The 23,092-nt window shown below is 60.9% G+C and carries 20 protein-coding genes and 2 tRNA genes; 15 read left to right on the forward strand and 7 right to left on the reverse strand.

What is annotated here, in order from left to right:
- The first annotated feature begins 1 nt into the window (after position 1).
- Positions 2-1,021: a flagellar motor protein MotB gene (motB, locus tag E1K68_RS03340; RefSeq protein WP_212613777.1), complete on the forward strand. Its 1,020-nt coding sequence runs from the start codon at positions 2-4 to the stop codon at positions 1,019-1,021.
- A 58-nt stretch (positions 1,022-1,079) separates the two neighbouring features.
- Here the strand turns inward: motB and E1K68_RS03345 are convergent, their stop codons facing one another.
- Together E1K68_RS03345 and rsgA are read right to left on the reverse strand one after the other, a co-directional pair.
- Positions 1,080-1,475, reverse strand: a complete 396-nt coding sequence (locus tag E1K68_RS03345) for a type II toxin-antitoxin system PemK/MazF family toxin (RefSeq protein ID WP_032900374.1) — start codon at positions 1,473-1,475, stop codon at positions 1,080-1,082.
- A gap of 286 nt (positions 1,476-1,761) precedes the next feature.
- A complete protein-coding gene (rsgA, locus tag E1K68_RS03350) occupies positions 1,762-2,793 on the reverse strand; it encodes a small ribosomal subunit biogenesis GTPase RsgA (RefSeq protein WP_212613778.1) in 1,032 nt (343 codons plus the stop codon).
- Positions 2,794-2,901: 108 nt separating this feature from the next.
- On the opposite strand from rsgA, the gene orn reads away from it, so the two are divergent.
- On the forward strand, positions 2,902-3,444 hold the full coding sequence (gene orn / locus E1K68_RS03355; protein WP_003188046.1) for an oligoribonuclease: 543 nt from the start codon (positions 2,902-2,904) through the stop codon (positions 3,442-3,444).
- Positions 3,445-3,625: 181 nt separating this feature from the next.
- Positions 3,626-4,243, forward strand: coding sequence for a trimeric intracellular cation channel family protein (locus tag E1K68_RS03360; RefSeq protein WP_169856984.1), 618 nt, complete (start codon positions 3,626-3,628; stop codon positions 4,241-4,243).
- On the opposite strand, the gene queG is transcribed toward E1K68_RS03360, so the two are convergent.
- Positions 4,240-5,304: a tRNA epoxyqueuosine(34) reductase QueG gene (gene queG, locus E1K68_RS03365; RefSeq protein WP_003188049.1), complete on the reverse strand. Its 1,065-nt coding sequence runs from the start codon at positions 5,302-5,304 to the stop codon at positions 4,240-4,242. The two genes, E1K68_RS03360 and queG, sit on opposite strands and share 4 nt — an antisense overlap.
- A 63-nt stretch (positions 5,305-5,367) precedes the next feature.
- Here queG and E1K68_RS03370 point away from each other — a divergent pair, with 63 nt between their 5' ends.
- The 12 genes from E1K68_RS03370 to E1K68_RS03425 all read left to right on the forward strand — a co-directional run bounded on the left by E1K68_RS03370 (position 5,368) and on the right by E1K68_RS03425 (position 19,716).
- Positions 5,368-6,228: an NAD(P)H-hydrate dehydratase gene (locus E1K68_RS03370; RefSeq protein WP_120247939.1), complete on the forward strand. Its 861-nt coding sequence runs from the start codon at positions 5,368-5,370 to the stop codon at positions 6,226-6,228.
- Entirely contained in the window at positions 6,216-6,686 is a 471-nt protein-coding gene (tsaE, locus tag E1K68_RS03375) for a tRNA (adenosine(37)-N6)-threonylcarbamoyltransferase complex ATPase subunit type 1 TsaE (protein WP_003188052.1), read from the forward strand. Before E1K68_RS03370 ends, tsaE begins: the two co-directional genes overlap by 13 nt.
- Before the next feature lie 15 nt (positions 6,687-6,701).
- The gene (locus tag E1K68_RS03380) at positions 6,702-8,123 is read left to right on the forward strand and encodes an N-acetylmuramoyl-L-alanine amidase (protein WP_032878208.1); all 1,422 of its coding nucleotides are present in this window, start codon (positions 6,702-6,704) and stop codon (positions 8,121-8,123) included.
- A gap of 14 nt (positions 8,124-8,137) precedes the next feature.
- Complete coding sequence (gene mutL / locus E1K68_RS03385; RefSeq protein ID WP_161794311.1) at positions 8,138-10,039, forward strand: DNA mismatch repair endonuclease MutL; 1,902 nt, start codon at positions 8,138-8,140, stop codon at positions 10,037-10,039.
- Positions 10,039-11,010: a tRNA (adenosine(37)-N6)-dimethylallyltransferase MiaA gene (miaA, locus tag E1K68_RS03390; RefSeq protein WP_003188057.1), complete on the forward strand. Its 972-nt coding sequence runs from the start codon at positions 10,039-10,041 to the stop codon at positions 11,008-11,010. Before mutL ends, miaA begins: the two co-directional genes overlap by 1 nt.
- Positions 11,011-11,104: 94 nt before the next feature.
- Positions 11,105-11,365 (forward strand): RNA chaperone Hfq, encoded by a 261-nt coding sequence (gene hfq, locus E1K68_RS03395; protein ID WP_003188059.1) that lies wholly within the window; start codon positions 11,105-11,107, stop codon positions 11,363-11,365.
- A gap of 12 nt (positions 11,366-11,377) precedes the next feature.
- Positions 11,378-12,679, forward strand: coding sequence for a ribosome rescue GTPase HflX (hflX, locus tag E1K68_RS03400; RefSeq protein WP_003188061.1), 1,302 nt, complete (start codon positions 11,378-11,380; stop codon positions 12,677-12,679).
- Between the two features lie 96 nt (positions 12,680-12,775).
- Positions 12,776-13,951, forward strand: a complete 1,176-nt coding sequence (gene hflK / locus E1K68_RS03405; RefSeq protein ID WP_003188062.1) for an FtsH protease activity modulator HflK — start codon at positions 12,776-12,778, stop codon at positions 13,949-13,951.
- Positions 13,951-14,817 carry a protease modulator HflC gene (gene hflC, locus E1K68_RS03410; RefSeq protein ID WP_003188064.1) on the forward strand — a complete coding sequence of 289 codons (867 nt, stop codon included), beginning with the start codon at positions 13,951-13,953 and terminating at the stop codon, positions 14,815-14,817. The genes hflK and hflC overlap by 1 nt, the downstream gene beginning before the upstream one ends.
- 293 nt (positions 14,818-15,110) lie before the next feature.
- Entirely contained in the window at positions 15,111-16,298 is a 1,188-nt protein-coding gene (locus E1K68_RS03415; protein WP_003188066.1) for an ATP phosphoribosyltransferase regulatory subunit, read from the forward strand.
- Positions 16,299-16,352: 54 nt separating this feature from the next.
- Positions 16,353-17,642 carry an adenylosuccinate synthase gene (locus E1K68_RS03420; RefSeq protein WP_003188067.1) on the forward strand — a complete coding sequence of 430 codons (1,290 nt, stop codon included), beginning with the start codon at positions 16,353-16,355 and terminating at the stop codon, positions 17,640-17,642.
- Positions 17,643-17,781: 139 nt separating this feature from the next.
- Positions 17,782-19,716, forward strand: a complete 1,935-nt coding sequence (locus E1K68_RS03425) for a methyl-accepting chemotaxis protein (protein WP_212613779.1) — start codon at positions 17,782-17,784, stop codon at positions 19,714-19,716.
- A gap of 107 nt (positions 19,717-19,823) precedes the next feature.
- Here the strand turns inward: E1K68_RS03425 and E1K68_RS03430 are convergent, their stop codons facing one another.
- The 4 genes from E1K68_RS03430 to E1K68_RS03445 form a co-directional block, all read right to left on the reverse strand.
- Positions 19,824-21,377, reverse strand: coding sequence for an iron ABC transporter permease (locus E1K68_RS03430; protein WP_212613780.1), 1,554 nt, complete (start codon positions 21,375-21,377; stop codon positions 19,824-19,826).
- Entirely contained in the window at positions 21,377-22,402 is a 1,026-nt protein-coding gene (locus tag E1K68_RS03435; protein WP_212613781.1) for an extracellular solute-binding protein, read from the reverse strand. Before E1K68_RS03435 ends, E1K68_RS03430 begins: the two co-directional genes overlap by 1 nt.
- 144 nt (positions 22,403-22,546) lie before the next feature.
- Positions 22,547-22,633 (reverse strand) — tRNA-Leu (locus E1K68_RS03440).
- Between the two features lie 154 nt (positions 22,634-22,787).
- Positions 22,788-22,874: transfer RNA gene (locus tag E1K68_RS03445), tRNA-Leu, on the reverse strand.
- Between the last annotated feature and the right edge of the window lie 218 nt (positions 22,875-23,092).

Genomic DNA, 23,092 nt, shown 5'->3' on the forward strand with positions numbered 1-23,092 from the left:
CATGGAAAACAACCAGCCGATCATCATCAAGCGCGTCAAGCGCTTCGCTGCGGGGCACCATGGCGGTGCCTGGAAAATCGCCTTCGCCGACTTTGCCACGGCGATGATGGCGTTCTTCCTGGTGCTGTGGCTGATGTCCACCGCTACGCCAGAACAGAAGATCGCCATCGCCGGCTACTTCAAAGACCCGATTGGCTTTTCGGAAAGCGGCACTCCGTTTGTCATTGACCTGGGCGGCTCGCCGGAACTGGCGCCCGAGCGCACCATCAACCCGGAAGTGCAAACGGAGTCGCCCCAGGAAAAAATTCCGATTGAGCGCGACACTGTCGAGTCCATGGCCGAACAGGTCGAACAGGAGCGTCTGGAACTGTTGCTGCAGGAATTGCAGAACAAGGTTGAAGAAAACCCACAGTTGCTGAAGTTCAAGGACCAGATTTCTTTCGAGATCACCCCCGAGGGGCTGCGCATCCAGATTACCGATGCGGCCAACCGGCCGATGTTCGACTCTGGCAGTGCGCGCTTGAAGCCGTACTTTGAAGACATCCTGCTGGCCATGGCTGACACCATCAAGGCGGTGCCGAACAAGATCAGCATCAGCGGGCATACCGACGCCAAGCCCTACGCGGGCCAGGGCGATTTCGGCAACTGGGAACTCTCGGCCAACCGCGCCAATGCCGCCCGGCGTGCGCTGGTAGCCGGCAGCTACCCGGACCCGCAAGTGGCGCGCGTGGTGGGCTTTGCCTCCTCGCAGCTGTTTGATCCCAAAGACCCGTTCAACCCGGTCAACCGCCGCATTGATATCGTGGTGCTGACCAAAAAAGCCCAGCGTGCGATTGAAGGCGATCAACCACCGCCACCGGCACCGACCCAGGGCGACGGTGCGCCAGGCGAAGTGCCGGCCGACCCCAACGCCCTGCCGCCGGAGCAGGAGCCGCTGCCGGCTCATGAGCTGCGCCAGAAGCTGAACCTGTTTGATGCTGGGGGTATCAAGGACCCTACGGCGCCTGCCCCGGGGTCATAATTGATCTATGCGCTGGTAACGAAAACGCCCCGATCATTCGGGGCGTTTTCGTGTGTGTTCAAAGTGGGAGGTACGCTTTGACACCACTGACTACGCCTCGCATGTCGTCGGCGCACAGGCGCGGGACGAAGTACTCCCGACCTTTGGTGCGAGTCTTTCTATGCAACTTGTCGAGGCGCTCAAAGCTGACGGTATAAATCATGTCGCACTTCACCCATAGCTCTTTATAACCATCGGACTGAAGTGGATTGGTGCGTAGCAAATGGTGCCAGTCGTATTGGGTCGCTGGTGCAGTAGAGGAGATTGGCACCACGGTGCAGAGCTTGCGATTGTGGGTCGCGGTAGGCGATATCACGACAACCTTGCGGATCTTCAGCATTTCCGGTGCAACAAAACCTCGGGTGAAGTCACACAGCAAAACGTCGCCTTGTTTGGGGTGATAGTAGAGAGCCAAATGTTAATTCCCCACAAAAAGCAAAGCCGCCCGAAGGCGGCTTCATTCGACACGCAGCGGAGCTTGCTTCGCCCCTTCTGCGCCGCTGGATCAACCCCGAAAAGGATCCAGACTCCTGCCAGCTTTCGCTGGTGACGGAGCAATTATGAGCATCAGGAAATCCGAATACAAGCTGGCTTGTGCGTATCAGCCACCCAGTTGATCCGGATTCTTGATGCCCGCTCCTGTTAAATCAATGGGCTAGGGCGTTCAGCACCCTGGTTTATGTGTATCAAGAAATTGACCGTCAATAACTGCTCTCGGGCAAGCTCGCAATAATCGACCGATAGCTGTTCATCCGCTGCTGCTGCACGCGCCCATCTTCCAGTGCCTTGAGCAACGCACAACCCGGCTCGCGATCGTGTTTGCAGTCGCGGAAGCGGCAGGTGCCGATCAGGTCGTTGAATTCGATGAAGCCGGCCTCCACATCGCCGCGGCTGACGTGGCCCAGGCCGAACTCACGAATACCCGGCGAGTCGATCAACTCGCCGCCGCCCGGGAAGTGGAACAACCGCGCGGTGGTGGTGGTGTGGGTGCCCTGGCCGGACAGTTCAGACAGCGGGCCCACGCGGGTTTCGACTTCCGGCAACAGGCTGTTGACCAGCGACGACTTGCCCACGCCTGACTGGCCGACGAACACGCTGATCCGCCCGTCCAACTGCTGTTGCAGCTGTTCCATGCCGTTGCCGTGGTGAGCCGACACTTCCAGCACCGGGTAGCCCAGGGTGCGGTAGACCGCCAGCAACGCATTGAGCGCCGGGGCGTTCTGCTCGTCGATCAGGTCGAATTTGTTCAGCAGCAGCAACGGACGGATACCAGCATGCTCAGCCGCGACCAGGTAGCGGTCGATCAGGTTGGCATGGGGCTCGGGCAGCGGCGCGAACACGATCACGATCATGTCGACGTTGGCCGCCACCGGCTTGAGCTGCCCACGGCTGTCGGGGCGACGCAGTTCGGTGCTGCGCGGCAACTGGGCGACGATGACGCCGATGCCCTGGTTGCCGGCACGCCACACCACCTTGTCGCCGGTGACCAGCGCAGGCAGGTTGGCGCGCAAGTGGCAACGGAACACCTGGCCTGCGAGTTCGCCTTCGAGCGCCTCGACTTCGACCTGCACACCAAAGTGCGCGATCACCAGGCCCGTTTGTTCGGGGCCCAGGTCGCCGCCCTCGAGCGCTTCCACGGCGGAGGATTCACGTTTGGCGGCGCGGGCGGCGCGTTCACCTTGAATCTTTTCGATGCGCCAGTTTTGGCGACGGTTGAGCTGGCGTTTGGCCATTGGTGTTCCGTGTCGATAATGCAAAAGTTGGGTAAAACGGTCGCGAGTCTAGCACGCCCCCGCCTGCTAAACTGCCCGGCTACGCCAAGGTGCCAAGAGAATCAAGCCATGCAAAACCCACAGAACCTGATTTGGATCGATCTGGAAATGACCGGTCTGAACCCCGACACCGACGTCATCATCGAGATGGCGACCATTGTCACCGACAGCAACCTCAACACCTTGGCCGAAGGTCCGGTGATCGCCATCCACCACAGCGACGCTGTGCTCGCCACCATGGACGAGTGGAACACCCGCACCCACGGTAACTCCGGGCTGACCCAGCGCGTGCGCGACAGCCGCATCAGCATGGCCGAAGCCGAAGCCCAAACCATCGCCTTCCTGGAAAAGTGGGTGCCCAAAGGCAAATCGCCGATCTGCGGCAACAGCATCTGCCAGGACCGTCGCTTCCTTTATACACACATGAAGGGGCTGGAAAGTTACTTCCACTACCGCAACCTCGACGTGTCGACCTTGAAAGAACTGGCTGCGCGCTGGGCGCCGGAAGTCAAAGACAGCTTCCATAAAGGCAGCACGCACTTGGCGCTGGATGATATTCGCGAGTCGATTGCCGAGTTGCAGCATTACCGCAAGCATTTCATCAAGGCTTGATTCTGCGGCGCCTGTGGAGGCGCCATCGCAGGCAAGCCAGCTCCCACATTTGATGGTATTCGCAAATCAAATTGTGGGAGCTGGCTTGCCTGCGATGCAGGCGACGCGGTCTTTAGCCAAACGCCCCCTTTTGGTGCCCTCGGCAAATGATTAGACTGCCGGCCTCTCTGTCAGGATCGCCATCATGTTGCTGATGCTCTACCTCGTCGCCATCACCGCCGAAGCCATGACTGGCGCCCTGTCCGCGGGGCGGCGTGGCATGGACTGGTTTGGCGTGGTGCTGATCGCTTGCGTGACGGCCCTGGGCGGCGGTTCGGTGCGTGATGTGTTGCTCGGCCACTACCCGCTGACCTGGGTCAAACACCCGGAATACCTGGTGCTGACCTCCGTTGCCGCGTTGGTGACGATCTTTATCGCGCCCTTGATGCGCCGCCTGCGCTCGCTGTTTTTGGCGCTGGACGCCTTGGGGTTAGTGGCGTTTACCCTGATTGGCTGCATGACCGCCCTGGAAATGGGCCACGGCATGTTGGTGGCGTCCGTCAGCGGGGTCATCACCGGCGTATTCGGCGGCATTCTGCGGGACATCTTCTGTAACGACATTCCGCTGATCTTCCGCCGCGAGCTGTATGCCAGCGTGTCTTTCCTGGCAGCGTGGTTCTACTTGTTGTGCCTATACCTGGAGCTGCCCAGCGAGCAAGCGATTCTGCTGACGTTGTTCAGTGGCTTCCTGCTGCGCCTGCTGGCGATCCGTTTTCACTGGGAAATGCCCAAGTTCGTCTACAACGACGACGTCCACTAGCGCGCAGCGTGTTGCTCCAGCGCCCACTCCACGTGTTCGCGCACCAACTCCGAGGGGTAGTCCCGTCGCGCCTTCAAGGCTTCCAGCACTGGAATGCTGGAGGGCGCATTGCCCAGGCCCACCGCCAGATTGCGTAACCAGCGCTCATAACCGGCACGGCGCAGGGGCGAGCCCTCGGTGCTGCTGAGGAATTTATCCTCGTCCCACATAAACAATTCGGCCAGTTCAGCGTTATCCAGATTGTGCCGTGGCTTGAAATCGCTTTCGGCGGTGGGTCGGGCGAAACGATTCCACGGGCAAACGATCTGACAGTCATCGCAGCCAAACACCCGGTTGCCGATCAGTGGGCGCAAGTCCTCGGGGATGGCGCTTTTGAGTTCGATGGTCAGATAGGAAATGCAGCGGCGCGCGTCCAGCACGTAAGGGCCGACGAAGGCGTTGGTCGGGCAGATGTCCAGGCACGCTGTACAACGGCCACAGTGTTCGGTGGCGTGGGGTGGGTCCACCGGCAGGGGCAAATCGACAAACAGTTCGCTCAAGAAGAAGTAACTGCCGGCCTTGCGGTTGAGAACCAGGGTGTTTTTACCGATCCAGCCCAGGCCCGCTTGTTCAGCGATGGCTTTTTCCAGGACGGGCGCGCTGTCGACGAAAGCGCGAAAGCCAAACGGCCCGATCTGCGCCTGGATACGGTCGGCCAGTTGCTGCACGCGCTTGCGGATCAGCTTGTGGTAATCGCGGCCCAGGGCGTAGCGCGAGATGTAGGCTTTTTCTGGTTGGGCCAGCAATTGCGCCATGTGGGTATCGCCGGGCAGGTAGTCCATGCGCAGTGACACCACGCGCAAGGTACCGGGCACCAGCTCGTCGGGGTGGGAGCGTTTGCTGCCGTGGGCGCCCATGTATTCCATCTCGCCGTGGTAACCCGCGTCGAGCCAGCGTTGCAGGTGCTGTTCATGCTCAGCCAGGTCGAGGCCGCTGATGCCCACTTGTTGAAAGCCCAGCTCGCGACCCCAGTCTTTGATCGATTGGGCGAGGGCGGGCAGATCGGAGGTAATAGCAGGCATGAGACACGGGAAACCACAGGTTAGATGCGTATAATTCTGCCAGACATCGGAGCTTGAAGACGCATGCCTCAGACAAAACACCCAATTACTGACGTTCAGCTGTTGTTGCCCGGCCATTTGCCGCAACTGGCCGCGCGTTCCCCGGACGCCCATAAGGGCCAGTTCGGCCACCTGCTGGTCATCGGTGGTGACTGTGGCTTTGGCGGCGCGGCGCTGCTGAGCAGCGAAAGTGCCCTGCGCAGCGGCGCCGGCATGGTCTCGCTGGCGACGCGGCCGGAACATGTGCCGGCCGCTCTGGCTCGGCTGCCGGAGGTCATGGCCGTCGGCGTGAGCTCGGCCAACCAGTTGATGGGCCTGCTGGAAAAAATCTCGGTGATCGTCATTGGCCCAGGCCTGGGCGATGCCGCCTGGGGCAAAAGCCTCTTGTCGGTCGCGGCCAATGCCAACCTGCCGCAGGTATGGGATGCCGATGCGCTCAATCAGCTGGCCACTGGCAGCGTGGAGCTGCCGGCCCACTGTGTGATTACCCCTCATCCGGGCGAAGCTGCGCGTTTGTTGGGGCTATCGACAGCCGAGGTTCAGGCAGATCGCCTTAAGGTGGCGCGCGCGTTGAGCCAGAAATTCAATGCTGTGGCTATCCTCAAGGGTGCTGGCAGTTTGATTGCCAGCCCGGATGGGCGCGTGTCGCGGTGTGATCAAGGCCATCCGGCGATGGCAACAGCGGGGCTCGGCGATGTGCTGGCCGGCCTGGTCGGCGCACTATTGGCTCAGGGTATGCCCGCGTACGAAGCGAGCTGCCTGGCCGTGTGGTTGCACGCGACCGCCGGAGACCGCCAGGGCAGTTTTGGTCGCGGCTTGGCTGCCAGCGACCTGATCCCCGCCATTCGTCAATTGCTGGAGGAGCAGTCGCCGTGCCTGAAGTAATTCTTTTCCTGGCAAATGAAGAGGCCATGGTCGTGTTGGGTCAGCGTATTTCGCAGGTCACGCAAGGGGCCGGGTTGATCTTTCTCGAGGGCGACCTGGGCGCAGGTAAAACCACACTGTCCCGTGGGATTATTCGTGGCCTTGGCCATACCGGCGCGGTAAAAAGCCCGACCTTCACGTTGGTCGAGCCCTACGAGATCGGCGACGTGCGAGCCTTCCACTTCGACCTCTATCGCCTGGTCGATCCGGAAGAGCTGGAGTTCATGGGCATCCGTGATTACTTCGACGATGATGCGCTGTGCCTGATCGAGTGGCCAAATAAAGGCACAGGCTTTTTGCCAAAGCCGGACCTGACCATTACCATTACGCCGCATGAGCACGGACGTCAGCTGAAGTTGTTGCCCCAGAGCCCACGCGCTGAGTCGTGGTGTGCTGCTCTGGCATTGGAATTCAAATAATTGGTGGGGTTAGGTATGCGCTTTCGCGCGTTGGTTGCTGTCGTGGGGGTGTTGCTTGCGGCAATGACTGTCAATGCTCTGGCTGCTTCACAGGTGAAAAGTGTTCGCCTGTGGCGAGCGCCGGATAATACGCGACTGGTGTTCGACCTGTCTGGCCCGGTCCAGCACAGCGTCTTTACCTTGACGGCGCCTGATCGCCTGGTGATCGACATCAACGGTGCCAGCCTGGCCGCGCCGCTGAAAGTCTCCACCGCCAACACGCCCATTACCGCCATGCGCTCGGCCCAGCGTACGCCGACCGACCTGCGTGTGGTCATCGACCTGAAAAAGGCCGTGACCCCCAAAAGCTTCTCCCTGGCCCCCAACGCCCAATATGGCAACCGCCTGGTGGTCGACCTGTTCGACAACCCCGCCGACGCCGCACCGCCGCCTGCGCCAACGCCGAGCGTGGCGACGGTGCCTGCGGTGCCAGTCAACCCTTCGCAACCCCAGGTCAAGCTGCCACCGCCGCCGCCCGCCCCGGCGGGCAAGCGCGACATCATCGTGGTGATCGACGCCGGCCACGGTGGCGAAGACCCGGGGGCTTCCGGCTCACGCGGCCAGCACGAGAAAGACGTGGTGCTCGCCATCGCCCGTGAGCTGCAGCGCCAGGTCAACGGTATGAAAGGCTACCGCGCCGAACTGACCCGCACTGGTGACTACTTCATTCCGTTGCGTGGCCGTACCGAAATTGCCCGTAAGAAGGGCGCGGACCTGTTCGTGTCCATTCATGCCGACGCCGCGCCTTCAACCGCTGCCTTTGGCGCCTCGGTATTTGCCCTGTCGGATCGCGGCGCTACCTCCGAGACCGCACGCTGGCTGGCCGACAGTGAAAACCGCTCCGACTTGATCGGCGGGGCCGGCAACGTGTCCCTTGATGACAAGGACAAGATGCTCGCAGGCGTACTGCTCGACCTGTCGATGACCGCCTCGTTGACCTCCAGCCTCAACGTGGGCCAGAAAGTCCTGAGCAATATCGGCCGTGTGACCTCGCTGCACAAACAGCGCGTGGAACAAGCCGGGTTCATGGTGTTGAAATCGCCGGATATCCCGTCGATCCTGGTGGAAACCGGGTTTATCTCCAACGCCAACGAAGCGTCGAAACTGGCCAGCGCCAGCCACCAGCAAGCGTTGGCGCGCTCGATCAGCGCCGGTGTGCGCCAGTTCTTCCAGCAGAACCCGCCGCCGGGCACTTATATCGCCTGGCTGCGCGACTCCGGCAAAATCGCCCAGGGCCCGCGTGACCATCGTGTGCAGCCCGGTGATACCGTTGCCATGCTGGCGGTACGTTTCCAGGTCACGCCTGCAGCCTTGCGCAGCGCCAATAACCTGAAAACCGATGAGTTGAAGATCGGCCAGGTGTTGACCATTCCCGGCACTGAATTGGCGGCACAGTAATGAGCGAATCCACCTTGAACAGCGGCTCGCGCATTGAATTGCTCAGCCCGCGCCTTGCCAACCAGATCGCCGCGGGTGAGGTGGTTGAGCGCCCGGCGTCGGTGATCAAGGAGTTGCTGGAAAACAGCATCGACTCCGGTGCCAAACGCATCGATGTCGATGTGGAGCAGGGCGGCGTCAAGCTGCTGCGGGTACGTGACGATGGCAGCGGTATCTCTTCGGATGACCTGCCCCTGGCCCTGGCTCGTCACGCCACCAGCAAGATCCGCGACCTGGAAGACCTGGAGCGGGTCATGAGCCTGGGCTTTCGTGGTGAGGCCCTGGCCTCCATCAGCTCCGTGGCCCGCCTGACCCTGACCTCCCGCACCCGCAGCGCCGAGCAAGCCTGGCAAGTGGAAACCGAAGGCCGCGACATGGCGCCTCGGGTCCAGCCGGCGGCCCATCCGGTGGGCACCTCGGTGGAAGTGCGCGACCTGTTCTTCAATACCCCGGCGCGGCGCAAGTTCCTCAAGGCCGAGAAAACCGAATTCGATCACCTGCAAGAAGTCATCAAACGCCTGGCGTTGGCGCGTTTCGATGTGGCCTTTCACCTGCGCCACAATGGCAAGACCATCCTTAGCCTGCACGAAGCCAACGACGACGCCGCCCGTGCTCGGCGGGTGGCGGCGGTGTGTGGCAGCGGCTTCCTGGAGCAGGCGCTGCCGATTGAGATCGAGCGCAATGGCCTGAGGCTGTGGGGCTGGGTCGGGTTGCCGACGTTCTCCCGCAGCCAGGCCGACTTGCAGTATTTCTTTGTGAACGGCCGGGCAGTACGCGACAAACTGGTGGCCCACGCGGTGCGCCAGGCTTATCGCGATGTGCTGTTCAACGGGCGCCACCCCACCTTTGTGCTGTTCTTTGAGGTTGACCCTTCGGTGGTCGACGTCAACGTGCACCCGACCAAACACGAGGTGCGCTTCCGTGACGGGCGCATGGTGCATGACTTCCTCTATGGCACGCTGCACCGCGCCCTGGGCGACGTGCGTCCGGATGATCAGTTGTCCGCGCCGATTGTCACAGCGGTGGTACGGCCAAGCGGTCCGGAAGCCGGCGAGTTCGGCCCCCAGGGTGAGATGAGCCTGGCGGCCAACCTGCTGCAATCGCCACAGGCGCAGCCAGCCTACACGGCGCCAAATTCGGGTGCCGGTGCGGGTTATCAGTATCAGTACACGCCGCGCCCGCAATCGACGGTGCCGGTGGCCGAAGCCCAGGCGGCGTACCGTGAGTTTTTTGCGCCGCTGCCGGGTGCCGAGCCGGGTGCTGCTGTGGCGTTGCCCGAAGGCGGTGGTGATATTCCGCCGCTGGGCTATGCGCTGGCGCAGCTCAAAGGCATTTATATCCTTGCCGAAAACGCCCATGGCCTGGTGCTGGTGGACATGCACGCCGCCCATGAGCGGATCATGTACGAGCGCCTGAAGATCGCCATGGCCAGCGAAGGCCTCAGCGGCCAGCCGCTGCTGGTGCCTGAATCCCTGGCGGTGAGCCAGCGTGAAGCCGACTGCGCAGAAGAACATCACAGCGTGTTCCAGAAACTGGGCTTCGAGCTGCAACGCCTGGGCCCGGAAACCCTGGCGATCCGCCAGATTCCCGCGCTGCTCAAGCAGGCCGAGGCCAACCGCCTGGTGGCCGACGTGCTGGCAGACCTGATGGAATACGGCACCAGCGACCGTATCCAGGCGCATATCAACGAATTGCTTGGCACCATGGCCTGCCACGGCGCCATTCGCGCCAATCGCCGCCTGGCACTGCCGGAAATGAACGGCCTGCTGCGCGACATGGAAAACACCGAGCGCAGTGGCCAATGCAACCATGGCCGACCGACCTGGACCCAGATGGGCCTGGACGATCTGGACAAACTGTTCTTGCGCGGCCGTTGATGAGCGCCTTGCCCCCCGCCATCTTCCTGATGGGCCCCACGGCCGCCGGCAAGACCGACCTGGCCATCGAGCTGACCAAGGTGCTGCCTTGCGAGCTGATCAGTGTCGACTCTGCCCTGGTTTACCGGGACATGGATATCGGCACCGCCAAGCCGTCGAAAGCGCTATTGGCCCAATATCCGCACCAGTTGATCGACATCATCGACCCGGCGCAGAGCTATTCGGCGGCGGATTTTCGCACCGACGCCCTGGCAGCCATGGCCGAGATCACCGCGCGCGGCAATATCCCGCTGCTGGTGGGGGGCACCATGCTCTATTACAAGGCGTTGCAGGAAGGCCTGGCCGATATGCCGCCTGCCGATGCCCAGGTGCGCGCCGAACTGGAAGAAGAGGCTGCGCGCCTTGGCTGGCAAGCCCTGCACGACCAGTTGGCGGCGGTAGACCCGGTGTCTGCGGCACGTATTCACCCCAATGACCCCCAGCGGCTCACCCGCGCGCTGGAAGTCTGGCGTGTCAGTGGCCAGACCATGACTGAACATCGGCTGAAACAAAGTGCGCAAAGTGCTGACGCAGGCGCATCTGGACAGTCACAATTGCCCTATACTGTGGCGAATCTGGCCATTGCTCCGGCAAACCGCCAGGTGTTGCATGAACGAATTGCACAAAGATTCACATTAATGTTGGAACAGGGGTTTGTGGACGAGGTCGTAGCATTGCGTTCAAGAGGTGACCTGCATGCAGGGCTGCCTTCGATACGTGCTGTAGGCTACCGCCAAGTCTGGGATCATCTGGATGGCAAGCTGACGTCAGCCGAAATGCAGGAGCGCGGCATTATTGCCACGCGCCAATTGGCGAAGCGCCAGTTCACCTGGCTGCGCAGCTGGAGCGATTTGCACTGGTTGGATAGCCTGGACAGCGACAATCTGTCACGCGCCTTGAAATACTTGGGAACGGTCTCCATATTGAGCTGAGTCCTTGCAATTGCCGTCTATCCTTGGGGGTGTGACGGCCATAAGCTATCTATTTTCCGATTTTTTATTATTGATCCTTAAAGGAGTGCGGCACATGTCAAAAGGGCATTCGCTACAAGACCCTTACTTGAATACTTTACGTAAAGAGAAAGTTGGGGTTTCCATCTATCTGGTCAACGGCATCAAACTGCAAGGTACGATCGAGTCGTTCGACCAATTCGTTATCCTGCTGAAAAACACCGTCAGCCAGATGGTTTACAAGCACGCTATCTCGACAGTCGTTCCAGTTCGTCCAATCCGTCTGCCTAGCGCAGCAGGTGATGAACAGGGTGACGCTGAGCCAGGTAACGCCTGATAGGAGTCTCCTTTGTTCTTTGAGCGCCACGGTGGTGGTGAGCGAGTAATCCTCGTTCACTTGGATGGACAGGACCCTGAGGCGCGCGAAGATCCGCAGGAGTTTCAGGAGTTGGCAAATTCGGCCGGCGCCGAGACCGTTGCGTTTTTTAACGTACCGCGTCATCGGCCAACCGCCAAATACCTGATTGGCAGCGGCAAGGTCGAGGAACTGCGCGACCTGGTTCATGCCGAAGAAGCCGATCTGGTGATCTTCAATCACACCCTCACGCCCAGTCAGGAACGTAACCTCGAACGTGTTTTCGAGTGTCGCGTGATCGACCGTACCGGCCTGATTCTCGATATTTTCGCCCAGCGCGCCCGCACCCATGAAGGCAAGCTCCAGGTTGAACTGGCCCAGCTTGACCACATGAGCACGCGCCTGGTTCGCGGCTGGACTCACCTTGAGCGTCAGGGTGGCGGTATCGGCATGCGTGGCCCGGGTGAAACCCAGTTGGAAACCGACCGGCGTCTGCTGCGGGTTCGCCTGCGCCAGATCAAGGGCCGCCTGGAAAAAGTACGCAGCCAGCGTGAACAGTCGCGACGTGGCCGCTCCCGTGCGGATATCCCTACGGTGTCGTTGGTGGGCTACACCAACGCCGGCAAATCCACGCTGTTCAATAACGTGACTAAATCGGACGTGTACGCGGCAGACCAACTGTTCGCCACCCTCGACCCAACCCTGCGGCGTCTGGACATCGACGACCTGGGGCCGATTGTGCTGGCCGATACCGTGGGTTTCATTCGTCACCTGCCCCACAAGCTGGTGGAGGCATTTCGGTCTACGCTCGAAGAGTCGAGCAATTCCGACCTGCTCTTGCACGTGATCGATGCGGCCGAACCGGATCGCATGTTGCAGATTGAACAGGTGATGGTGGTACTGGGCGAGATTGGTGCCCAGGACTTGCCGATCCTCGAGGTCTATAACAAACTCGATTTGCTTGAAGGCGTTGAGCCACAGATCCAGCGCGACGAGAATGGCAAGCCCCAGCGGGTCTGGCTGTCGGCGCGAGATGGCAGCGGTCTGGAGCTGTTGGAACAAGCCATTGCCGAATTGCTCGGCAGCGATTTGTTCGTCGGCACCTTGCGCTTGCCGCAGCGTTTTGCTCGACTGCGTGCACAGTTTTTCGAGCTGGGCGCGGTACAGAAAGAAGAGCACGACGAAGAAGGTGTCAGCTTGCTGGCTGTTCGATTGCCACGCTCGGAACTCAATCGGCTGGTCAGTCGAGAGGGTGTTGTACCGGCAGAGTTCATCGAACAACACACTTTGCAATAAAAGCCTGAGAAAGCGGTTGTGCCGCAGTAGCAGGCATTCTGTAGCATTGGTCGGCGCGCCGTGGGTGCGTCTTTGCTTTATCAGATGGAGAGCGCTATGGCTTGGAATGAGCCGGGTGGCAACTCGAATAATCAGGATCCTTGGGGTGGTAAGCGCCGCAATAATGGCGACCGCAAGGGGCCACCGGATCTCGACGAGGCCTTCCGAAAGCTGCAGGAAAGCCTGAATGGGTTGTTCGGTGGTGGGAAAAAACGTGGTGGTGACGACGGCGGTCGCACAAGCAAGGGCGGTGGCTATGGCCTGCTGGGCCTGGGTCTTGTCGTGCTGGCGGCCGTATGGCTCTACAGCGCCGTGTACGTGGTAGACGAGCAGGAGCAAGCCGTGGTGCTGCGCTTCGGCAAGTACTACGAGACTGTCGGCCCGGGCCTGAATATCTATTTCCCGCCGATCGACAAGAAGTACATGGAGAACGTGACGCGTGAGCGTGCGTACACCAAGCAGGGCCAGATGCTGACCGAAGACGAGAACATCGTCGAAGTGCCGCTGACCGTGCAGTACAAGATCAGCAACCTGCAAGACTTCGTGCTGAACGTTGATCAGCCGGAAATCAGCCTGCAACACGCAACCGAAAGTGCCCTGCGCCACGTGGTGGGCTCCACCGCCATGGACCAGGTGCTCACCGAAGGTCGTGAGTTGATGGCCAGTGAAATCAAGGAGCGTCTGCAACGCTTCCTCGACACTTACCGTACCGGTATCACCGTTACCCAGGTGAACGTACAAAGCGCAGCGGCACCGCGTGAAGTGCAGGAAGCCTTTGACGACGTGATCCGTGCCCGTGAAGACGAGCAGCGTTCGCGCAACCAGGCTGAAACCTATGCCAACGGCGTTGTGCCGGAAGCCCGTGGTCAGGCCCAGCGCATCCTTGAAGATGCCAACGGTTACCGTGACGAAGTGGTTTCCCGCGCCAAGGGTGAGGCAGATCGTTTCACCAAGCTGGTCGCCGAGTACCGCAAGGCACCTGAAGTGACCCGCGAGCGTCTGTACCTGGACACCATGCAGGAAGTCTTCAGCAACACCAGCAAGGTTCTCGTGACCGGCAGCAAAGGTGGGCAGAACAACCTGCTGTACCTGCCGCTGGACAAGATGATCGAAGGTGGTCGTAGCGGCGCCAGTGCACCGTCCACCGGTTCGAATGCCGCTGCCAACGAAGCGAGCGCCCGTGCGGCCGCTGACTTGCTGCAACAGCAAACACGTACCAGGGAGAGCCGTTGATGAGCAATAAATCGCTGACCGCCCTGATTGTGGGCGTCGTCGTGGTCATCGCTGCCTGGAACTGCTTCTACATCGTCGCTCAGACCGAGCGTGCGGTGCTGCTGCAATTCGGTCGCGTGGTCCAGGCGGATGTCCAGCCGGGCCTGCATGTGAAAGTCCCCTACGTCAACCAGGTGCGCAAGTTCGACGCCCGCCTGATGACCCTGGATGCACCGACACAGCGCTTCCTGACCCTGGAAAAGAAAGCCGTGATGGTTGACGCCTACGCCAAGTGGCGCGTCAAGGATGCCGAGCGCTTCTACACTGCGACTTCCGGCCTCAAGCAGATTGCCGACGAGCGTTTGTCCCGTCGTCTGGAATCGGGCCTGCGTGACCAGTTTGGTAAGCGCACCCTGCACGAGGTGGTATCCGGTGAACGTGATGCGCTGATGGCGGATATCACTCGCTCGCTGAACACCATGGCGGAAAAAGAGCTGGGTATTGAAGTGGTCGACGTTCGCGTCAAGGCCATTGACCTGCCCAAGGAAGTGAACCGCAGCGTGTTCGAGCGTATGAGCACCGAGCGTGAGCGTGAAGCGCGTGAGCACCGCGCCAAGGGTAACGAGTTGGCTGAAGGTATCCGTGCCGATGCCGACCGTCAGCGTCGTGTACTGCTGGCAGAAGCCTACCGCGAGTCTGAAGAGGCGCGTGGTGATGGCGATGCTCAAGCCGCGGCGATCTACGCCAAGGCCTACGGCCAGGACCAGGAGTTCTACGCGTTCTACCGTAGCCTGCGCGCCTACCGTGAAAGCTTCGCGAACAAAACCGACGTACTGGTGCTGGACCCAAGCAGCGACTTCTTCCGCTACCTGGAAAAGTCCAAGTAACCAGCCCGTGATTCTGTAAGGCGCACTCCGTCGGGCGGCTAAAATGCCTGGCGGGGTGATCCTTTCAGAAAACGGGTGTATGATGCGGCAGCCGGGAAATTCCCGGCTTTTTTGCGTCTGCATGTTTGATTCGGCAGGCGTGACAGGTTTTTCGAGGAAAGTGCCCGACGAGGCCGTTTGCAGGCCGTTCGTCACGTCGCTCTTGCGCGTGGTTTATGCAAGAGCCGGGTATTTTCTGCTTCACTCAAGGCTCGGCCGAGGGCTGGCCGCCCGGATCAAAGGGGAATGGCGTAATGGCAACGGTAGACCGCTGGCTGCTGCCAGATGGCATCGAAGAAGTACTGCCACCAGAAGCTGCGCGCATTGAAGTAGCGCGTCGTCAGGTGTTGGATCTGTTCCAGAGCTGGGGTTACGAGTTTGTCGTGACTCCCCATATCGAGTACCTGGAATCCCTGCTGACTGGCGCGGGCCAGGACCTGGATCTGCGCACCTTCAAGGTCATCGACCCGCAATCGGGCCGGCAAATGGGGTTCCGTGCCGACATCACGCCGCAAGTGGCGCGCATCGATGCGCACACCCTGCGTCGCGAAGGCCCGAGCCGCCTGTGCTACGCCGGCAGCGTACTGCATGCCCAGCCACGTGCGTTGTCGTCTTCCCGTAGCCCGATCCAGTTGGGCGCCGAGTTGTACGGTGACGCCAGCCCGAGCAGCGATGTTGAAGTGATCAGCCTGATGCTGGCCATGCTGCAACTGGCGGATGTGCCGGATGTGCACATGGACCTGGGCCACGTCGGTATCTACCGTGGCCTGGCGCGCGCCGCCGGGTTGTCCGGTGAAGTGGAGCAACAGTTGTTCGATGCCCTGCAGCGCAAGGCGATCGATGAAGTGATCGCCCTCACCGAGGGTGTGCCTGCTGAGCTGGCTGGTATGCTGCGCGCGCTCGTAGACCTGTGCGGCGGCCGTGAAGTGCTGGTGGCTGCGCGTGAGCGACTGGCCAATGCGCCGGCGCCGGTATTGGCGGCGCTGGATGATGTGCTGGCGATTGCCGAGCGCTTGTCGGCACGGTTCCCGGAGCTGCCGCTGTATTTTGATCTGGGTGAATTGCGCGGCTATCACTACCACACCGGTGTGGTGTTCGCGGTGTTCGTTCCGGGTGTTGGCCAGGCCATCGCCCAAGGTGGTCGCTATGACGATATCGGCGCCGACTTCGGTCGTGCGCGTCCGGCCACTGGTTTTTCCACCGATTTGAAAACCCTGGTGACCCTGGGGCGTGCTGAGGTCGAGCTGCCGTCTGGTGGCATCTGGATGCCCGACAGTACGGACGCAGCGCTCTGGCAGCAGGTTTGCCAGTTACGCCGTGAGGGTCAGCGTGTAGTCCAGGCCTTGCCTGGGCAGCCATTGGCCGCCGCCCGTGAAGCGGACTGCGACCGGCAATTGATTCAGCAGAACGGGCTTTGGCAAGTATCGCCACTGGCTTCTTGAGTTTTCCTGCCGGCCATCGCCGGCACCAAGTTTGCGCGAATGAGGACAAGTGTTATGGGTAAGAATGTCGTAGTCCTGGGCACCCAATGGGGTGATGAGGGCAAAGGCAAGATCGTTGATCTGCTGACCGAACATGCTGCCGCCGTAGTGCGCTACCAAGGTGGCCACAATGCTGGCCACACCCTGGTCATCGATGGCGAAAAAACCGTCTTGCACCTGATCCCGTCGGGTGTCCTGCGCGAAGGCGTGCAGTGCCTGATCGGCAATGGCGTGGTGGTCGCACCTGACGCCCTGCTGCGCGAGATCACCAAGCTGGAAGAGAAAGGCGTACCGGTGCGCGAGCGCCTGCGTATCAGCCCGTCCTGCCCGCTGATCCTGTCCTTCCACGTTGCGCTGGACCAGGCCCGTGAAAAGGCGCGTGGCGAGCTGAAGATCGGCACCACCGGTCGCGGCATCGGCCCGGCCTACGAAGACAAGGTCGCACGTCGTGGCCTGCGTGTGGGCGACCTGCTCAACATGCCGCGCTTTGAAGACAAACTGCGTGAACTGGTGGATTACCACAACTTCATGCTGGTGGGTTACTACAAAGAGCCGGCCATCGAGTTTGAAAAGACCCTGGCCGAGTGCAAGGAATACGCTGAGCTGCTCAAGCCGCTGATGCTCGACGTGACGGCCGAGCTGCACGACCTGCGTCGCGCTGGCAAGGACATCATGTTCGAAGGTGCCCAGGGTTCGTTGCTGGACATCGACCACGGTACCTACCCGTACGTGACCAGCTCCAACACCACCGCTGGCGGCGTTGCGACCGGTTCTGGCGTTGGCCCGATGTTCCTGGATTACATCCTGGGCATCACCAAGGCCTACACCACTCGCGTAGGTTCGGGCCCGTTCCCGACTGAGCTGTTCGACGACGTCGGTGCGCACCTGGCCAAGCAAGGTCACGAATTCGGCGCCACCACTGGCCGTGCTCGTCGTTGCGGCTGGTTCGATGCCGTTATCCTGCGTCGCGCTATCGATGTGAACAGCATCTCGGGCATCTGCCTGACCAAGCTGGACGTACTCGACGGCCTGGAAACCATCAACATCTGCACCGGCTACAAAGATGCTGAAGGTAACGACGTTGCTCCGACCGACGCTGACAGCTACGTGGGCCTGCAGCCTGTGTACGAAGAAGTGCCGGGCTGGACTGAATCGACCGTGGGCGCCAAGACCCTGGAAGAGCTGCCAGCCAACGCTCGTGCTTACATCAAGCGCGTCGAAGCGCTGATTGGCGCACCGATCGACATTATTTCGACGGGCCCGGACCGCAACGAGACCATCGTTCTGCGTCACCCGTTCGCGTAATAAGCTGTTGATGTAACAGGCAAAGGGCTCCTTAGGGAGCCCTTTGTCGTTTCTGCCTGGCAAGCGGCACGACCCTTGCTGTGTTTCCCTCTTTCGAGGTGCTATCAAATTAGTGGCACCCGTGGTGGAGGGATTTCCAGTGTCTGCCGTTCTCTCGTTGTTACAAAGCCGTCTATTGCGGCCGGTGTTCGTTACCCTTGGTATCGCTCTTTTGGTGCAAGTGCTGGTGGCCGTCGCGCTGACGCGGAGCACGGTGACGGCGCTGGAAGCCGATTTGGGCAATCGCCTGGGCATTGATAGCCAGAAGTTGTCTGGCGAACTGGCCCAGGCCGGTAAGGAAGTTACGTCCAGCCTGGACAGCCTGTCCGCCAGCACGCGCCAGCGCCTGACAGCCGGGCTTTCCACGCGCTTGCAGGAAGAGCAAAAGCAATTGCGTGCGACGTTGGAAAAAGACCTGCAGGACTCTGCCAATGACATGGCGCAACTGCTGGCCTCGGTCGCGCCCCGCGCCATGTGGGACAGCGATGTACCTACGCTGTCGGAGTTCGCGCGCCGGGCCCAGCGCAACCCCAATGTGCTGTTCGTGGTGTATGACGACGCCGCAGGCGAGCACCTGACCCGATACCTGAACCGCGAAAACCCGATCAACCAGGCCCTGCTGGCAAAGGGCGCAGGGGAGCGTGCCCTGGATAAGGTGCTGGACGCGGCCAAGACAGACCCGTCCGTGTATTACGTCGAAGCCTCTATCAGCCCCAACGGTGTGGAGATCGGCAAGGTGCGCATGGGCGTGTCGACCGCGACGGTTGAAGCCGATCTGCAAGCCTTGGATAAGCGCTTTGCCGCGTTGATCGCCAGCGGTGACCAACTGGTGGGCGATAGCCTCAAGGGCGCCGCAGCTGACAGTGCCAGCGCCATGGGCGCCCGGCTGCAATCGGCGCAAGCCACTGCCACGCAAATGACGGCGAACACCGCGGCCGCCGTGCAAGAAGCGGCGGGCACCCTGCGCTGGCGCATCGGCATGGGCCTGGCACTGGTGGGGCTTGGCGTATTGCTGCTGATCGCTATCGTGCTGGGCCGGCGCGTGGTCAATCGCCTGAAGCTGCTGATTGCCGCGATGGATGACCTTGCGGCAGGTGAGGGTGACCTCACCAAGCGCGTGCAGATCAACAGCAAGGACGAAATCGGCGATATGGCCTCGGCGGTCAATCGCTTTGTGAATAAGTTGCAGCCCATCGTGCGGGAGGCGGGCGACGTGGCCCAGCGTACCGGCGTGGAAATCGGCGCCATGACGCTGCGCAATGCCGGCGCCGATGCGGCGGCGGGTTTGCAGCGTGATGAAGTGGCCGAGAGTTTGCGCGCCTTGTCGCAAATGGCCGACGAGGCCCAGGCCGAGAGTCACGCCATGCAGGCGGCCTTGCAGCAAGTGGTGGATATTCGCCAGGCCACGGATGAAAACTCACGGACTTCAGCCGAAGTCGGCAGCTTGATCGAGGCGTTGGCAGGGCAGGTGCAGGCCGGCTCCCAGGTGATCGAACGGCTGGCGCAGCAAAGCGAACAGATCGAAGTGGTGTTGACCGTGATCCACGGCATCGCCGAGCAAACCAACCTGCTTGCCCTTAACGCGGCCATCGAGGCGGCGCGGGCTGGCGAGACTGGGCGCGGCTTTGCGGTGGTGGCCGATGAAGTGCGTGCGCTGGCCAGCAAGACTCAAAGCTCCACGGGCGATATCCAGGCGCATATCGTCGCGTTGCAGCAGGGCGCGCGTGAGGCGGTGGAAACCATCGGCAAGGCGGGGCGTCAGGCCAATGAGGGCTTGCTGGTGCTGCGCGACAGCGTGCGTTTGCAGCAGACGGTACAGGCTTCGGTGGAGCAGGTGCATGCGGCTATTGGCCTGGCGACGCGTGCGGCCGAGCATCAAGCCCAGGGCGCGCATGCGGTGCGTGGGCGCGTCGAGGTAATCCACGCCCAGGCCGAACGTGCGGCGCAGGCGGTGGTGGAGACGACGGCCAGTGGCAAGGTGCTGGATGGGTTGGCGGCGCAGTTGAAGGCGAGTTTGGGGCAGTTCAGGGCTTGAGGTTGTCTGGACCGGCCTCATCGCAGGCAAGCCAGCTCCCACATTCAACTGCATTCCAACGTTGGAACTCGGTCACTGTGGGAGCTGGCTTGCCTGCGATAGCTGTTTCAGCGACTCAGATACATCCGAGTCGTGAGCAGATACACCGGCAACCCCGACACCAGAATTAACAACGCCGCATACGGCGCCGCCGCCGCAAATTCCACATTCGAGGTATGCGCCCAGACGGCCGTTGCCAAGGTATTCAACCCGGTCGGACTGAGCAGCAGCGTGGCCGTCAGTTCCTTCATCGCATCCAGGAACACCAACGCAAACGCCGCACCCAATGCCGGGAATATGATCGGCAGGGTGACTCTGCAAAACGCACTGAACGACGATGCGCCTAATGTGCGCGCAGCCTCTTCCAACTGTGGCGCCGCCTTGTTCAGCGCTGTACGAATCGGCGCCTGTGCCAACGGCAAAAACAGCAGCGCATAAGCAATCAGCAATAACGCCGAGGTCTGGTACAGGGCTGGCACGTAATGCAGGGCGAAATACACCAGGGTCAACGCAATCACCAGGCCGGGCAGGGCATGCAGTAAGTACGGCAAGCGTTCGGCCCATATCGCCAGTTGCCCTTTGTAGCGCACCACCAGCAACCCCACCGGCACTGCCAGTACCAGGCACAGTGCGGCGCCGCCCAGCGAGAGCGCCAGGGATGACAGCAGCGCCTCACCGATCTCGGCCATCGGAAACGCTGCCGACGAACCGACTGCCAGCCAATACCCGAGCATGCCCAATGGGATACCACTGCCGATGATCGCCAGCGCCAGGCAATACACCTGGCCCAATGGCGCCCACTTGCCCAGTCGAACCTGCTCGGCGTGTCGCGCCGCGCCCTGGCCGATGCGCACGTGCCGGCCTTTGCCGCGGACGCGCAGCTCCAGCCACAGCAGCGTCAGGCACATCAGCAGCAGCACTGCCGAGAGCATCGCCGCATTGGCATTGCTGAATTCCAGTTCGAACTGCTGATAGATCGCAGTGGTGAAGGTCTGCAAGCCGATGATCGACAGCGCACCGAACTCAACCAGCATGTGCAGTGCGATCAATAGTGAGCCAGCCAGCAGCGATGGCCACAGCAGCGGGAGTGTGATGCGAAAGAACACGCCCCAGCGGTTGAGCCCCAGCGTGCGGGCCGACTCTTCCAGGGAAGGGTCAAGATTGCGCAGCGTTGCCGCCACCGGTAGAAACACCAGCGGGTATTTGGACAGGCTCATCACCAGGATCGCGCCGCCGAGCCCCTCAAACTGGGCGCTCAACGACACCCAGGTAAAACTGCTGACAAACGCCGGCACCGCAAACGGCAGGCACAGGATCACGCCCCAGATGCGCCGTCCTGGCAGGTTGCTGCGTTCCAGCAGCCAGGCCAGGGACAGGCCGATCACGCCGCAGGTCAGGGTTACGCCGACCATCAGCGCCAGGGTGTTGCGCAGCAGCCCGAACACATAAGGCCGCCACAGTAGATGCACCGCCTCCGTCCAGCCCGCCTGCCAGGCTTTGAGCCCTACATAGGCGAGCGGCAACAGGCTCAGGCCAACCAGCAACAGCACGGGCAGCAGCAGCCAGATCGACGGGCGTTTGCGACGGGGGGTGAACCCCGCGACGGAAAGCGATGGGTTCATCAGTTCAGGCCAACGTCACGTTCCAGTTCCAGGGCTTCTTCGGCGTTGCCCAGGTCTGCGGGGGTGACCTTTGGTGGCTGCAACTCGCTAAATGGCTTGAGGCCGCGGTTCGATTCCATGCCCTTGCGCAGCGGGTACTCGGCCGACGTGTTGGTGATCACGCGCTGGCCTTCTTCGCTGGCCATGAATGCCAGCAGTTGCTGGGCTTCTTTGGGATGCTTGCTGGATTTGAGTGCGGCAGCGGAGGACACGGTGATCAGGCCGCCCGCATCACCATCGGTGAAGTAGTGCAGCTGGGAGTCCAGATTGGTTTTTTCCTTTTTCAGGGCAAACCAGTAGTAGTTGTTCACCAGTACGGTGGCCACTTCGCCGTTTTCCACGGCCTTGAGGGCGACCATATTGTTGCTGTACACCTTGCCGAAGGCGCGCAGGCCGGTCAGCCATTCTTCCGCGGCTTCGCGACCGTGCAGCTTGATGATCGCCACGGCTTGTTCCTGGAACGCGCCGCTGGTGGGCACGAAACCGACCTTGCCTTGCCATTCGGGGCCGGCGAAATCCAGTACCGACTTGGGCAAGTCTTTTTCCGCAATCAATTTGGGGTTGAAGGCTACGACGCGGGTGCGTGCGGTCACGCCCATCCAATCGCCGTTTTTGCCCACGTAATCCTTGGGCAGCACATCGAGGGTGCTGGCATCGATTTTTGCCAACAGGCCTTGCTCGCCGAGTTTATTCAGAGGCGGTGATTCTTCGGTGTAGATGACGTCGGCAGGGGAGCGCTCACCTTCTTCGACGACCTGGCTGGCCAACTGGTTGCTGCTGCCTTTGCGCACGTTGACGTGGATGCCGGTCTTGGCTTCGAAGGCCTTGGCGAGTTCATCGCCGACTTCTTTGTGTTGGCCGTTGTACAGGGTCAGGGAGACCTTGTCGGCAGAATGGGCCGCGTGCGAGAGCAGGGTCAGGCTGAGTAGGGTGAGGGTCAGGCCGCGCAGAAGGGATGTCTTGAGTCGGTTGTCACGGATCATCATCCGAAGGGTTCCTCGCTTATATGCAACAAATCATTGCAAGGATAAACGATAAATCTTCTCAAGTGCGGATGAGGGAGGCAATCACCGGGAAGTTTTCAAACCCCGGAAACGAAAAAACCCGCTTTCGCGGGTTTGATCTGAATTTGGTGCCCAGGAGAAGACTCGAACTTCCACGACCTTGCGATCACCAGCACCTGAAGCTGGCGTGTCTACCAATTTCACCACCTGGGCATTATCTAACAACGTTGCCGCTGTTGATGGGGCGAACTATACGGCGGGGCTTTTGATCTGTAAACCCCTGATTCGAAAAATATAAATCAATTTTTCCGTTAAAAATCAAAGGCCTGAAACGAAAAAACCCGCTTTCGCGGGTTTGATCTGAATTTGGTGCCCAGGAGAAGACTCGAACTTCCACGACCTTGCGATCACCAGCACCTGAAGCTGGCGTGTCTACCAATTTCACCACCTGGGCAGCATCAACAACGTTGCCGTCGTCGATGGCGCGCACTATACGGAGCGATATTTGAGCTGTAAACCCCTGCCATGAAAAAAGCCTGGAAAATTTCGCCAGTGGTCGTGCAAGGTGCGCGCCGGGGGTCGCAAAGAGCTTTTAAACGCTTGTTGATACCTGAAATTTCCCGTTTCAATACGCGTATGCCAAACTAACCCGCATATAGACAAGGTGAAAAC

The organism is Pseudomonas sp. B2021, assembly GCF_018135665.1.
Lineage (GTDB): Bacteria > Pseudomonadota > Gammaproteobacteria > Pseudomonadales > Pseudomonadaceae > Aquipseudomonas > Aquipseudomonas lactis.

What these genes read in the sequence shown, in the direction of transcription:
- motB (WP_212613777.1), top strand. Translation starts at nt 2, where the DNA reads ATGGAAAACAACCAGCCGATCATCATCAAGCGCGTCAAGCGCTTCGCT.
- rsgA (WP_212613778.1), bottom strand. Translation starts at nt 2,793, where the DNA reads ATGGCCAAACGCCAGCTCAACCGTCGCCAAAACTGGCGCATCGAAAAG.
- orn (WP_003188046.1), top strand. Translation starts at nt 2,902, where the DNA reads ATGCAAAACCCACAGAACCTGATTTGGATCGATCTGGAAATGACCGGT.
- queG (WP_003188049.1), bottom strand. Translation starts at nt 5,304, where the DNA reads ATGCCTGCTATTACCTCCGATCTGCCCGCCCTCGCCCAATCGATCAAA.
- E1K68_RS03370 (WP_120247939.1), top strand. Translation starts at nt 5,368, where the DNA reads ATGCCTCAGACAAAACACCCAATTACTGACGTTCAGCTGTTGTTGCCC.
- E1K68_RS03380 (WP_032878208.1), top strand. Translation starts at nt 6,702, where the DNA reads ATGCGCTTTCGCGCGTTGGTTGCTGTCGTGGGGGTGTTGCTTGCGGCA.
- miaA (WP_003188057.1), top strand. Translation starts at nt 10,039, where the DNA reads ATGAGCGCCTTGCCCCCCGCCATCTTCCTGATGGGCCCCACGGCCGCC.
- hfq (WP_003188059.1), top strand. Translation starts at nt 11,105, where the DNA reads ATGTCAAAAGGGCATTCGCTACAAGACCCTTACTTGAATACTTTACGT.
- hflK (WP_003188062.1), top strand. Translation starts at nt 12,776, where the DNA reads ATGGCTTGGAATGAGCCGGGTGGCAACTCGAATAATCAGGATCCTTGG.
- hflC (WP_003188064.1), top strand. Translation starts at nt 13,951, where the DNA reads ATGAGCAATAAATCGCTGACCGCCCTGATTGTGGGCGTCGTCGTGGTC.
- E1K68_RS03415 (WP_003188066.1), top strand. Translation starts at nt 15,111, where the DNA reads ATGGCAACGGTAGACCGCTGGCTGCTGCCAGATGGCATCGAAGAAGTA.
- E1K68_RS03420 (WP_003188067.1), top strand. Translation starts at nt 16,353, where the DNA reads ATGGGTAAGAATGTCGTAGTCCTGGGCACCCAATGGGGTGATGAGGGC.
- E1K68_RS03430 (WP_212613780.1), bottom strand. Translation starts at nt 21,377, where the DNA reads ATGAACCCATCGCTTTCCGTCGCGGGGTTCACCCCCCGTCGCAAACGC.
- E1K68_RS03435 (WP_212613781.1), bottom strand. Translation starts at nt 22,402, where the DNA reads ATGATGATCCGTGACAACCGACTCAAGACATCCCTTCTGCGCGGCCTG.